Origin of the sequence: Occallatibacter sp. (assembly GCF_036502485.1) — a bacterium.
Lineage (GTDB): Bacteria > Acidobacteriota > Terriglobia > Terriglobales > Acidobacteriaceae > Telmatobacter.
Genome location: NZ_DASXYM010000146.1, coordinates 20,798 through 32,970, shown reverse-complemented (window position 1 = coordinate 32,970; position 12,173 = coordinate 20,798). Strand labels below are relative to the sequence as shown.

The 12,173-nt window shown below is 62.9% G+C and carries 9 protein-coding genes; 1 reads left to right on the top strand and 8 read right to left on the bottom strand.

Going from position 1 to position 12,173, the window contains the following annotated elements; translation table 11 throughout:
* Positions 1 to 4 precede the first annotated feature (4 nt).
* From VGL22_RS18495 to VGL22_RS18475, 5 genes are all read right to left on the bottom strand, one after another.
* The gene (locus VGL22_RS18495; protein WP_465268429.1) at positions 5 to 1,087 is read right to left on the bottom strand and encodes a carboxypeptidase-like regulatory domain-containing protein; all 1,083 of its coding nucleotides are present in this window, start codon (positions 1,085 to 1,087) and stop codon (positions 5 to 7) included.
* A 183-nt stretch (positions 1,088 to 1,270) separates the two neighbouring features.
* Complete coding sequence (locus tag VGL22_RS18490; RefSeq protein WP_465268428.1) at positions 1,271 to 1,942, bottom strand: PspA/IM30 family protein; 672 nt, start codon at positions 1,940 to 1,942, stop codon at positions 1,271 to 1,273.
* Between the two features lie 138 nt (positions 1,943 to 2,080).
* Positions 2,081 to 3,487, bottom strand: coding sequence for a flotillin family protein (locus VGL22_RS18485; protein WP_465268427.1), 1,407 nt, complete (start codon positions 3,485 to 3,487; stop codon positions 2,081 to 2,083).
* 335 nt (positions 3,488 to 3,822) lie between these two features.
* Entirely contained in the window at positions 3,823 to 4,449 is a 627-nt protein-coding gene (locus VGL22_RS18480; protein WP_465268426.1) for an NfeD family membrane protein, read from the bottom strand.
* A gap of 12 nt (positions 4,450 to 4,461) precedes the next feature.
* Complete coding sequence (locus VGL22_RS18475) at positions 4,462 to 5,037, bottom strand: helix-turn-helix domain-containing protein (protein ID WP_465268425.1); 576 nt, start codon at positions 5,035 to 5,037, stop codon at positions 4,462 to 4,464.
* A 234-nt stretch (positions 5,038 to 5,271) separates the two neighbouring features.
* Between VGL22_RS18475 and VGL22_RS18470 the strand changes: the two genes are divergently transcribed.
* A complete protein-coding gene (locus VGL22_RS18470; protein WP_465268424.1) occupies positions 5,272 to 5,643 on the top strand; it encodes a VOC family protein in 372 nt (123 codons plus the stop codon).
* A 43-nt stretch (positions 5,644 to 5,686) separates the two neighbouring features.
* Here VGL22_RS18470 and VGL22_RS18465 read toward each other — a convergent pair whose 3' ends face one another.
* The 3 genes from VGL22_RS18465 to VGL22_RS18455 form a co-directional block, all read right to left on the bottom strand.
* Positions 5,687 to 6,802 (bottom strand): alpha/beta hydrolase, encoded by a 1,116-nt coding sequence (locus tag VGL22_RS18465; protein WP_465268423.1) that lies wholly within the window; start codon positions 6,800 to 6,802, stop codon positions 5,687 to 5,689.
* A gap of 97 nt (positions 6,803 to 6,899) precedes the next feature.
* A complete protein-coding gene (locus VGL22_RS18460) occupies positions 6,900 to 8,426 on the bottom strand; it encodes an RNB domain-containing ribonuclease (RefSeq protein ID WP_465268422.1) in 1,527 nt (508 codons plus the stop codon).
* A 29-nt stretch (positions 8,427 to 8,455) separates the two neighbouring features.
* Positions 8,456 to 12,142 (bottom strand): Ig-like domain repeat protein, encoded by a 3,687-nt coding sequence (locus VGL22_RS18455; protein WP_465268421.1) that lies wholly within the window; start codon positions 12,140 to 12,142, stop codon positions 8,456 to 8,458.
* Between the last annotated feature and the right edge of the window lie 31 nt (positions 12,143 to 12,173).

Sequence of the window (12,173 nt, the reverse complement as noted above, 5' to 3'; positions counted from 1 at the left end):
GGTTTTACTGAATCAACCCCGGGTCGCTGGGGTGACGGTTGGCGCTGGGAGTGATCTTGCGCAGGACAAACTCCTGCACCACGCTGCTCAGGGCGCGCTCGGCCGTGCTTATACCCACGGTCTGGAACGTGAGTCCCAGCCCGCGATTGGATTGCGGATAGTAGGTGTTGGATAAGGCGCTCGAAATGAGGTCGCCGCCAATGCTGGAATAGTTCGGCTGCAGCCGGCCGTTGTCGCCCCGACAGATAAACGGGTTTGACAGCGCGTGCAGCACGCGCGACTTCGTCGTCCCTGTCCCCTGATAAAAGTACCGCGGGTCCTGGTGTAAAAGCGACGGGAGAATAGCCCCTCCGAACAGGATGTCGGTAGCACCGTCGGCATAGGCAGCCCCGAAGCGCTGCCCGTAGCCCTTCGCGCCCTGAACGTAGTCGGGCCGGTCTGCAGCCTGGTTGATCCCGGCAAGAGTTGCTGCACCGGCGATACTGACCGGATCGACAGCCACCTTGTATGCCATCTGAAACTTCAGCTTGGCTGTCATCGGAACAGAATGGGCCGAGTCATAGACAACATAGAAATTTGGGATGAATCCAAGCACCCGTTGCTGCTCTTGAAGGTGCACCTGCTCCGTGGCGATCTGCTCCGTGGATGCGAGAACGGTGATCGAGGCAGAGGTGGCAAGCTTCAGCTTGATGTCTGTGACATCGACAAACTGGCCGCTCGCCGGATTGATCGAAGGGGACGACCACGATTCAAAACCTTCCGCCTTCACCACAAGCTCATACGGCGAGCCCGGAATCACCTGGTCAAACGAGAAGAAGCCGTTGTCATTCGATGTCTTCGTCTGATGCTGGCCGGAGTTGACCGTCTCTAGATCGACTGTCGCGCCAGGAATGACGTCGCCGTTCGTGTCGGTTACAGTGCCACTGACATGAGCCGGCTGAAAATCGGGCGCCTCCGGAACTGAGGCATTCATTGAGACTGCCCCGGAAGGACTGGGGCCCGATTGCGCCACCATCGCGCCGCCATGAATCAAAAAACCATAAAAAGACAACACCGCTACCGCGCGGCTCAAACGAGAGAGTCGCATAAGATCACCATATACACGCATTACGCAGCCGAGGCCGCGCCGGATTGCGCCCCAGCGGGGCATAAGTAGACTCGCGCCCCGGGGAACCGGAAAAGGGCGCGCAGATAAGAACGACTTGCGATCTCTTAGACGATTGCAGGTCAGCTCCGGATACAAAAATCTGCGCGCCCCTGTTGATGGTGACTATTGCGGGTTAGGTAGCGCACGCCGCTGCTTCAGCTCCGCCAGCATCAGTTCCACCTTGTTGTGATTCTCAAGTGTCTTGAATTTATCCTCAAGCGACTCGGAAACCATGATCTCGGCGGTAGCGGCATTCTCAGCCGACGCGATGTTGACGCGGCTGCGCAGCCGCTCCACCGCATTCTCCTGGCCCATGCCCACAGCCTGCCGCACTTTGGTGGTGCGGCCCACCACCCGGGCGCGGCGGTGCTCGGCGATCAGCATCTCGCTCTGCGCGCGCGTCTCGCTCAGCTTCTGCTCCAGCTTGCGCAGCGCCTGGCGCAGATTGTCGGCCTCATGCTTCTGGTCTTCGGTCTGCGCCGCGAAACCCTTCATGAGCTGGTCGTGGCTGATGGCACGGTCCAGCGCCGCACGCGCCAAATCGTCATTGCCCTTCTCGACAGCGAGTTCAGCCTTGCGGCGCCACTCCGCTGCCTCCTGCTCGTGATCCTTGCGCTTCTTCTCCAGCATGTGCTGGTCGGCAATGGCGATAGCCACCTGGGTCTTCACCTGCAAAAGCTGGTTTTCCATGTCGAGGACGATCTGCTTCAACAGCTTCTCAGCATCCTCGGCCTTTTCTACCAGGTCATTGAGATTGGCACGCAACAGCGTGCTGACGCGATCAAGTAAGGACATATGCGAACCTCCGTATTCGCGCGGCAATCAGTGATTGCTGAGCCGCTTCTTGTTCTTAATCAGTTCCCAGGTTGCGATGAACTCCTCTTGGCTTGCTTCGGTGCCGGTAACACGGAGTTACCGGCACCGAGCAATCGATCAGCTCTTCTGCGCATCCCCATTGGCGGCAGGGCGCTGCTTCATGCCCTGCACGTTAGCCATCAGCTGTTTGATGTCCATGCCGCTCAGCGCCTCGAACAGAGCCGGAACCTGCGCGGCAATCTTGGTCATGTCTCCGGTGATCTTGTGCACTCCGGCAGCCCCGTCGTTTCCAGTCGACACGATGGTGATCTTGTCCACCTTGCTCAGCGGCTCAGCCATCGCGCGCACCACGTCGGCCATGTTGGTGAGCAGCTTGTCCACCACCGCCGCCTGGTTCCATCCCTGGTAAGCTTCCGCCTTCACGTTCATGGCCTTGGCTTCCGCTTCGCCCTTCTGGAAAATGATGGACGCTTCGGCTTCGCCCTGCGTGCGAATTGCCGCTGCACGGCCTTCGGCTTCCGCAGTCAGACGATTCTTTTCCGCGGCCGCCATGTTTTCGATCCTCTGGCGCTCGATCTCCGCGCCCTTCAACACCGTGGCGATGAGTTCCTTTTCGTGGCGCAGGATTTCCGCTTCCTGTACCTTGATCTGGCCTTCCTTCTCCACCTGCTGCACCTTTACCTGTTCCAGCGTCACCTGCTGCAGCATCACGTTGGTCTGCAACTCATACGCCTTATCGGCGGATGCCTGCTGACGGCGGCTCTGCTCCGCATACTCCGCCTTCTTAATATCCAGGTCGCGCTGCGCTTCTGCCTGGCGCGTCTGCGACGCCGTCTCCGCAATCACCCGATCCTGATCCGCCAGCGCCTTGGCAACCGCCGCCTCGCGCGTGGCTGTTGCGCGCAGAATAGCGGTGTCACGCTCGGCCTCGGCGGTAGCCATCTCGGCGTCGCGCTTGATGCGCGCCACATCCGGCCGGCCCATGTTGGAGATGTATTCGTTCTTGTCGCGCACTTCCTTGATGGTGAACGAAATCACCTCGAGTCCCATCTTGGTCATGTCATCGGCGCAGGTGGAACGCATGCGGTCGCCCACCATCTCCGGCTCTTTCACAATCTGCTCAACCGTAAGCTGGCCGATGATCCCGCGCAGATGGCCTTCCATCACCAGCCGGATCAGGCCTTCGCGCTGCGCCGGAGCCTTGGTCAGAAACTGCTCGGCCGCGGTCAGAATCGACGCCTGGTCGCTGCGCACCTTGATCTGCGCCACCGCTTCCACCGTCACAGCCACACCCTGCTTGGTGTAGAGGTCCTGCTGCGGAGCGACGTCAAAGCTCATCAGTTCAAGTGAGAGCTCGCGGCAGTTCTCCACCATGGGAAAGATCACCGTCCCATGACCTTTAATGACACGCGGCCCGCGGAATCCATACACAATCAACGCTTCGTTGGGGCCTGCCTTACGGTACATCCTGGCCAGAATGCCCATCAGGATAATCAGCATCAGTACGCCGAGTCCGACAAACATGATCATTTCAGTGTTCATTGAGATCCCGGTCCTTTTACCGGGAAGTAGGCGGTGAATGGTTGAAGGAACAGTGACTGTGGTCAACGCTCAGCGAGTAGGAGTGGTGACCGCGTGTCCGGTATCGCCTCGGATTGCCGGTCGATAGGCCCCGCAGGCGCAGTCCGCCGCACCGCAGGTGCTCACTGCTTGGCCTTGCGGCCTTTCTTTGGAAACAGCTTGGCGAGGAATCCCAGCAGAAAGATCGCTACCAGGAGGGCCATGTCCGTCATCAGCACGGTCGAATCACTCGTCATTGCATCCCCGGTCCTTTCAACCGGGACAAACCCTGGGTTGGTTTAGAGACTCGTCGCGCTCGATCGGTCGAGCTCGCGCGTCACGTCTTCAAATCTGCGCACGTAGGCGATGCCCTTCTCATAGCGGACCACGAACACCTCTTCTTGCCGCTTGAGCTCCACCCCGTCCTCGGAGCGCGCCGGCGCCGACACCATTGCGCCAAGCTGCTGGTAAAGAATTTCGCCCGTGCCGCCGGCGCGGATTGGCGAGGCCACTTGCCCAACCGCCCCCACCACATCCGTCTCGTCCGCCGTGAGTTCGTGCTCATGCGGCATCAGCACACGGGTTAGGAAAAGGAAAATGATCGCTCCTCCTGCCACCCCCGCGATGGCTGCCAGCACCAGCACCACGCCGGCCACAAAACTGCCGTACTTGGTGAGTAGGTAACCCGCTGCGCCAAACCAGCACAGAAAAATGGTGAGCGAGAAACCATTCCACCAAGGCACGGCGGCTGCGCTATGCGCCGCCGGCGCCCCTGCATGCGGTAAGTGCGCTGCGTGCGGCACATGCACATGCGGAACATGCACGTGACCACCAATATGTCCCGCGAAGTGCCCCATGCCGCCCAGCAGCATCACCACGCTCAACATCAGTCCGGCAAGGAAACAAACCAGATAAAACGTGATCATGTGTGCGCTCCCTTATCTCGTAACGCGCCGTGATTGTTGAACAGCCCTGCGAGCCGGCGCTGCCTTCTTCTGCGTGCCCGGATCGTTGTCCCCCTCGGTCCCTTGTTCCCTCGGTCCCTTGGTCCCTGCTCTCAGCACCTCGGTCAGCCGCGGAGCCAGCCCCGGGGTTTCGAGAATGGATTCAAGAAGCAGCAGGCACTCGCGCGAGTGCTCGTGCCGCGCCAGCGTGATGAGAGCCTGTTTAAGCTCGGGATCACGCCGGAAGCGCTCGGCGCCGCCGATCAGCCACATGTCCAGGCGGTCCTCCAGCTTGCGCAGATCGCTCTGCAGCTCCGGCGAATAGCCCTCCGGATCATCCACCAGGTAGCCGGGATGCACCTTGAAGAACGCCGACAGCACCCGGCGCGATTTGCTGGTCAGGTGCGGCCGCGCGCCGCTCTCAATCTGGGAAAGGTAACTCTGGCTCAGCTTTGAGCCGGTCTCGGCCTCGATGGCGCGCGCCACTTCCAACTGGCTGATGGCGCGGTTCAGGCCTCGAAGGCTGCCTTCCACTTCACGAAGGTAGCGAATTTTCTCACCGAGCTTCACTGGCTCGTCTCCGCGATTTCGGCGGCATCGGGGGGATGATCCGTCCGAAAATCGCTGCCATAGGTTGCCCCGTTTCAGCAAGCACTATCGCAATCTGCAATAAGTATTATTGCGATTTGCAATAATGTCAAGCAAAATCGCGAATCGATTTCCATATCCCGCCAACCCCAGCGCTCTGAGCACGATGCCCTCTCCTCAGCCGGCGGCCGGCATCTAAGCCCCTCGAGGAGTCCTATGCCCAATCCTGTTGTTTTCTTTGAAATTCTCGGCAAAGACAAGGCCGCCCTGGAAAGCTTCTACGCCGGCCTCTTCGATTGGCAGATGACGCCGGTCGAAAGCGAAGCCCCCGACACCTACGCCATGGTGTCCCCCGGAAGCGGCATCAATGGCGGCCTCGGCAAGTCCATGGACGGTGGCCCCGGGCACGTCACGTTCTACGTCGAAGTAGCCAACATCGCCGAATCGCTCAGCCTGATAGAGAGCCGCGGAGGCAAGCGCGTGGCCGGCCCTGACCAGATGCCGAATGGCCCGCTGATCGCGCTGTTCTCTGATCCCGAAGGCCGCGTCGTGGGCCTCGTGGAAGCAAACTCGTGGCGCAAGGGCTAAGCCTTCAGCCGGTACCCTGCAGCCGCTAACTACTCGTTACAAGCTACTGGCGGTATCCCTGCCAGATGTACTCGAGAGCCTCGGGGTAGAGCTGTTCGCGGGTGGGGCGGTCTACGTGTGCGGCGTTTTCGGCGAAAACGAACTGGTAGTGGTAGTGCTTCGCGGCTAACACGCGGGCCGTGCGTTCGTTCGCGAGGACCCAGTCATGCATGTTGTCGAGCATCGAGTTGGGGTTGTAGAGGTCCCGGTCGCCTACCTCCATCCAGATGCGGATGGGCTTGCGCAGGCTTTTGGGGATGAGGCTCTCGTGGAACGCCCATGCGCCGTGGGGGGTGGCGGGGTTCCAGGGCCACTGCTGGTTGACGAAGGTGCCGGACCAGCTGAGGACGCGGTGGTAGAGCTCGGGGTGGTACCAGGCCATGATCAAGGCGCAGGCGGCGCCGGAGCTGCCGCCGGTGGCCGCGCGGCCGTCGGGATCGCGGGTGAGCCGGACGCCGGCCTCTTTTTCGACGCGGGGCAGGACCTCGGACTCGACCCATTCGGCGTAGCGGCCGGACATGGTGTCGTACTCGAGGCCGCGCTCGCTGCCCTGGGCGTCTCCGCCGCCGTTCTGGATGGAGATGGCGATCTGCGAGGGGACCCGCCGGGCGGGGATCAGGGCGTCGAGAGCCGCGAAGAGCATCGTGTCGGGGCCGTCCTGGCTGACGATAAAGGGCGAAAAACTGCCCGGCTGGTAGGTGCTGGGGATGTAGACGGTGACGGTGCGCTTCCAGGGAGCGGGGTGGCTGGTGGACACATCGAGCTTGGCGGGGTTGTGGGGGTCAGGGGTGCCGAAGGTGCCGGGGTCGCGCATGATGCCGGGGTAGAGCTTGCTTTCGGCGGAGGTCATGGTGAACGTGACGACACGGCCGTTGGGGAGGGTGTGGTTCTCGGCGGCGAACGCGGCGAGCGCGGGAGCGGGCTTGTGGGTGGGGCCGATGATGAAGTTGCCGTCAGCGCCGGGCGGGGGGATCGCGCCATCGGGGAGTTGGGTGGCGTGGACGTAGCCGGGGGTGTGAGGGGAGCGTGTGGGGGGTTGAGGGCGGTTGGCTTGGGGGCGGTTGGCCTGGGCGGAGGCCAGACAGGTGGAGACGCAGGCGAAGAGGATGAGACGTTTCATGGCAGACCCCTGGGTGCGCGGCATCAGCATAAGGAACGAAAAATGGAGGGCAAAGAACCCGATGGCGGCGGGCTTGGGGACACCACGTTACGCCCGCTCATCGCAAAGAGCGCGATGAACGGGGCACGACGTGGACCGCCGCAAAGTCAATAAACCCACGCGCCGGGTCGGTCGAGATCAGCCGGGCCTGCAGCCGATCGCCCACATCCAGCCCCTTCGCACCGCTCACCAGCATGCCTTCCACATGCGGATCGAGCGTGCGGATAAACGTGCCGTACTTGTTGACGCCCGTAACCACGCCGCGAAACACCTGCCCGATGCGCGGATGCAGCACCACTGCCGCGATGCGCTTGCGCATTTCGCGCTCCACCTTGCGCGCCATGTTCTCCATCAGCGTGCAGCGCTCGGCAATCGTGTTCAACTCGTCCTCTGCATAAGGGTGTGGCGCGCTGGCAATCAGCGCTTTCAGGATGCGCTGCGCCACCACGTCAGGAAACCGCCGGTTCGGAGCCGTCGAATGGGTATAGTCCTGCACCGCCAGCCCAAAGTGCCCGGGGTCTGGATCGGTGGGCCGCACCAGCACGTACTCGCCCGGCCCCATCAGCTTGATCACCGCCAGCGACAAATCCGGAAAATGGTCGGGATCCTTCTGCTTCTCGGCGAGCAAAAACTCGTTCAGCGCCTTTGAGTCGGGCTGCGCAGGCAGTGTCTGCCCCAATCCGCCGGCAAGCTCGACAATGCGGTCCCAGCGCTTGGGCGTGCGCACCACGCGCCGAATCGACGCCACCTTCGCATCGTCAAACGTGCGAGCCATCACCCCGTTAGCCGCGACCATGAACTCTTCTATCAGCGACGTCGCTCGATTCTTCTCCAGCTGCGTCAGATCGACCACATCCATTCCTTCAACCACCGGATGCGTCTCCACCGTCTCCAGATCCAGTGCGCCATGCTGGTAGCGGCTGCCCAGCAGGCGTTGCGCAGCTTCGTCCTGCAGCTTGAGTTGCGTGGCGAGTTCGTTGTTGATGCCTACCTTCGCCGGCGCGGCTCCGCGGCCTTCCAGCCACGCTCCCACCGCGTTATAAGCCAGCTGCGCACGATTGCGGACCAGCGCGCGATAGGCCTTGCCATCGCTGACGACGCCGGTCTGGTCCACGCAGTATTCGATGACGAGAGCCGCGCGCTCTTCATCCTCGTTCAAAGACGTGATGCCTTCGGAAAGCTCCGGTGGCAGCATGGGAAACACTTTCACTCCGGTATAAACCGAGGTGGTCTCGCGTTTTGCCTGCGTGTCCAGAACGGAGCCGCGCACGACCCGGAAATCGACATCCGCCACACCAACCAGCACGCGGATGCGGCCGTCGGCGAGCCGCTCGGCCCACTCGATCTGATCGAGATCCTTCGAAGTGTCATTGTCGATCGAGGACCAGAGCAGGGTGCGCAGATCCCGGCATTGCTGACGGATCTCAGGCGACGCCGAGGGCGGGGCCGTATCGGACAAAATCGCGGCGAGCTCCGCATCGGTCCCTTCAGGGAAATCAGGCTCGAATCCGTGCTCGAGCATGGAGGCATGGGCCGCAGCCACCAGGTTAAATCGCGCAGGCGCAGCGGAATGCGAGGATTGCATGAATGAAAGCTCCAGAAAAACTCAGCCTATCACTTGGCCCCGAGAACCGGCTGAACGGTACCCGTGGATCCAGGCGGCAGAACGTTCACGTTGATGTAAGCGCTGTGGCTGAAGACGGTGTTGTCCACATTGGCAGCAGCGGTGACCTTCAGAGTGGTGAGCCCCAGCGGCGTTCCATCGCCCGCCGTGGCTGACCCGGACACGCTGCTGCAGCCCATTCCAGCCACGCCCAACATCCCCATAAGCAGTAACAGGATCAGCAACCGCCGGCCGCGCTCTGTGAAGATGCGCACGCGCCGGCCCACCGGCAGCAAAAAGAACAGCAGCGCCGCGAGTGCAGTCCCGGAAGCGGCTCGTGGCCAGAGCGATGGCTTTGGACGCGCCGACGCCTGGCTGCCCGTGAGAAATGTGTTCACCGTGAAGGTGACAGTCCCCGTGGGCGTGATGCTCGACACGTTGGGCACGCACGTCATGAAGTCCGTGGCGGGCACCGCGCAGGTGATCGCGATAGGCGCATTGAATCCGCCCACGCCGGACACAATGAATGAGAACTGCCCGGAGGTTCCTTTAATAATGTCGAGGTCCGAGGGCGGACTGTCCGGGCCAGGCGTCAGCGTGAAATCCTGCACGGTGATAGTGATGGTGTTGGAGGTGGCCGCGGCGTAAACGGCGTCGCCCACATACACCGCGGTCAGCGTGACCGTGCCGGCCGGCAGTGTGGCGAACAGCAACTGTGCCGTCGAGGTGGAGTTGGCCGATGCCGTAAGCGCCACGATTGCGAGAACGGTGTTGCCGTTATAGAAAACGACATTGCCCGTGGGATTTTGCTCCACCGCGGAAGCCGGAGCACTGCTGGGCGTGACGATGGCCGTCATGGTCACCACCTGCCCCGGAGACGCGGTAGCCGGCGTCACGCTGAGGGTGATGGTCGTGGGGATGAGACTCGCCTTGAGCGTCACCGCGTTTGAGGTGCTGCTGCCCCAACTGTCATCGCCGGAGTAAACCGCTGTGATAACGTGCGTGGTGCTCGCGGAGAGGGTCACGTTAGGAAGCGTGGCAGTGCCGGAATTTACGTTGGCACTGCCGAGCTGGGTGGTGCCGTCATAGAACGTGACGGTGCCGGTAAACGCAGTAGTGGTTCCGCCCGTCCCGTTGGCCGCCGCGATCGTGGCAGTGAGAGTCTCGGCAACGCCGGCCGTCAGGATGGCCGGTAGGGCCGTGAGCGTCGTGATCGTTGCGCCCTTTGACACCGTAACGCTCACCGTGGAAGCTGTCGAAGCCACGTAATTCGCGTCTCCGGCGTACACAGCCTGCAGATTGTGCGATCCGCCGGCGTTGATGGTGACGTTGAAGCTCGCTGAAGTTGTGCCCGAGGTCGCCGCCGCATCGGCCGAGGCATACGGCAGGCCGTCCACGTTCAGAGTGATCTTGCCCGTGGGCGATGCGGTTCCAGCAGGCGGCGTGTTGACCGCAACTGTGACCTTGACGGAAAACGCCGCGCCCACCGCCGGCGTGGTGGTCGCCGGCATCACCGTGGTGATGGTTGAACTGGGCTGGATGTTGACCGTGAGTGCCTGCGAGTCGGTAGCCGCGTACGTGGAGTCCCCGCTGTATTTGGCGACGATGCTGTTGCCGCCCTTCGGCATTCCGCCCGTGACGGTGAGGCTGGCCTTGCCGTCCGTGCCGAGCGCCACCGGGCTGGTGTTCAGATTCGCACCGGTCGCCTGGTCGAGAAAATCGAGGCCGCCCGAGGGTGTCCCCACCCCCGAGGTAGCCACAACCGTCGCCGTGAGCGTGATGGTTGCCGAAGGATTGTACGTAGTGTTCGCCTGCGTGGGCGAGACCGTCAGCGACACGACGGAGGTGGCAGTCCCAACATCCGGCCACGCACCCACCAGGGCCGCCGCATTGGGCACCCCCAGGCCACTGGCAAGATCGTAGCCCGCTGTAGCGTCATACCCCAGTGTGCCCGGGCCGTCGCAACCTGAAGTGCCCTCAACGCAAGCCAGGCGCGCAGTTCCCTGCTCCACGTCGGTGAAGATGCCGGGCTGCCCGCGCAGTGCGTAAAGGCGCGGCGCCAGGTTTCCCTGCGGGCCGTTTTGCTGCGCAAGGGCGGCAGAAACGCCGGCGAAAATGGCTGCCGCCGCAGCACTGCCACCACTGCGGACCAGCGTACAACCCGCCGGCTTTTCAGAGCCGCTGAAGCAGAAGGCGAGGCCATGGCTGAATGCGCCGTCCACAGCAGCCGGGAGCGAAAGATCCGGAACAGCGCGCAAGTTCGTCGCGCCGGAGAGCCCCGCCTGCCATGCAGGAACGCTGAACGTATTGCTATGGCCTCCGCCGGTGGCATAAGCCGGATCAGCCGTGTGCACGGGCGACCACGCAGACACATCGGACATGCTCGCCGAAGCAAACGCTGCCGCGCCCACTGCCGTGTTCCACGGAGTGACCGCGAGCGCGTTCACGGCGAAACCAGTCGTGACCGGCACATCCACTCCCGCCGCCTGGCATGCGGCGGCGCCGCTGTCCCCTGTCGCCGCCACCGTGGACATCCCCTGCGCGGCAGCCTGCCTGTAAAGCGCCGCATAGAACGCGCGATGCGATTCGCTCAGCGCGGCCTCGCATGCGGAGTAGCCCACCACCATCGTGTGGGCGAGGTTTTGGTCGACGACGGAGGCAAGCGAAAGATCGATGCCATCCGTGGCCGCCGTCGATGCGGCCGGAGCAACAACAATGCCGGCGCCGGGCGCAGCCACACCTGTCCACGATGCCGCCAGTTCCACCGCGGCCTGATCGGACGTGAGCCCCGGATCAGGCCCCGCAAGAGAGACTCGCACCGGATTGGCTGTCAGCCCGAAGCTGCTGCGAAACGCGTCGATGTCCTCCGCGTGAAGATTGCTGCGGGCCACAATGGCGATCGATTCACCGGTGCCCTGCGGCAGGCCTTCGAGGTGCAGCGCCTGTGCCGCAAGGCGGGGGCTGAGTGCCTCCGCGTGGCCGAGGTCCGTCTCCGCGGCAAGCGCCGCGGCAGTCGTTCTGAGAGGCTGCGGAGCGAGGATCGCGGCCGCAGCTTTCGATCCGTCCAACGATGCCAGCCCGTGGATGACAGGACTCAGCGCTGCGGGAACCGCAATCGTGTTGCTCAAAACCAACCGGGTCCCCCCAGCCGTCGACCAGGTGTGAACCGGCGCGTGAAATGCCTGCGTAACCTGGGCGGCGGTTCCTGAGAACTCGATCCATCCGCGCGAAGCAGGCAGCGAAGCCACAGAAAACCCTTCGCCGCGCAGCCACCCGGCCACAGCCTCTACGTCCGCGGCGGGGTTGGCATAGCGGTCCGCGAACTGCCGTGCCGTGAGCCAGTGGTGATACTCGCAGGACCCGGCGCTCTGCATCGCATCCAGTTCCGCATCCAGCGCCTTGCCTTGCGCTGCCGACGGCTCCAGCAGCAGAATCATGCGATCCAAACGGGTACTGCCCGGCGCCAGCCCCAGATCAACCGCATCGCGCAGCGCCGGCGGCTTGCTTGCTGGAAGAGAAACAGGAGTGCTGGTGCGCCAGTCACCGGCCACACGAGAGACGGCCGCGGCCGGCACGTTATCCCCTGATGCGAAAGACGCGGAGCAGGCCCTTGCGGTCCCGGCGGATTGCGCGGACGCTGCCGTCGCCATCGCGAACCCAAGCGCCAGGAGCCAACTCATCCGTTGTCTATGTGCCATCTTTTGTCTTTCGTACATCCCGGAGACTGCG